At 29.8% G+C, this 846-nt stretch carries 1 protein-coding gene and 1 pseudogene; both read left to right on the forward strand.

The window, feature by feature from the left end:
• Positions 1–318 precede the first annotated feature (318 nt).
• Positions 319–537, forward strand: coding sequence for an IS3 family transposase (locus A9G30_RS13480; protein ID WP_442902737.1), 219 nt, complete (start codon positions 319–321; stop codon positions 535–537).
• A 139-nt stretch (positions 538–676) separates the two neighbouring features.
• A pseudogene (locus A9G30_RS13485) lies at positions 677–846 on the forward strand (SLATT domain-containing protein); the annotation flags it as partial.

The raw sequence follows: 846 nt of genomic DNA on the forward strand, positions 1-846 counted from the left end.
TCTGTTTTATATTGTTAGTACTTTTATCCAATATAAAAGGAAGACGTTCATTCTTTTTATTGGGATTAGAAATAATTGCCCAACGCGATAAATAATGTTGAGGTACATAATGTTGATTTTTATATTCTGCCATATTTATTTTACTTAAAACTACTTATAAAGACTTATAATATAAAACATTCTGTAGTGGCATGTCCATCATAACAATGACCTTATTAAACTGGCAGTAATTAGTGTAACCTGTCTCAGGTATTTCATTCAGATAGAGGAAAAGAATTTAATAATCATCTACTTGATGAATGTTTAAAGGAATTTGGCATTCAACGCTCATTAAGCCATAAGGGATATCCCTATGATAATACCGTTGCTGAAGCGAAATTTAAAGCGGTGAAGACTGAATTTGTGTCAAACACGATTTTTGATTCACTTGAACAGCTTAGGTTGCCATTTAATCACTATATAGATTGGTTTAATGACAATAGGTTTCATTCTTCTTTAAATTACCCGTCACCTATTGAATATAAAATCAACCTATGACCTTATCTTTTTGGTACTAAAATGTGTAGACATGCCATTGAAAGTATGGCTAAAATTATGGAGGTGGATTTAAAAGTAATAAAGAAGATTATTAATCGAACTTAACTGATTTATTTAAATAAATATTAAGATAATTAACATGAGTCCAAAAGAAAATTATAAATTAGCTTTAGAAGCTCAGATTAGAGAAGCTTACGGAAAAATAGTCTATAGCCAAACTTGTCATCACAAGATGGCGGAACGCTTTTATAAATATAATCGTAGATGGAAATGGGTTCAGATTATACTATCTGCAATTATTAGTTGTTC

It is taken from the genome of Gilliamella sp. Fer4-1 (genome assembly GCF_001690515.1).
Taxonomy (GTDB): Bacteria; Pseudomonadota; Gammaproteobacteria; order Enterobacterales; family Orbaceae; genus Gilliamella; species Gilliamella apicola_C.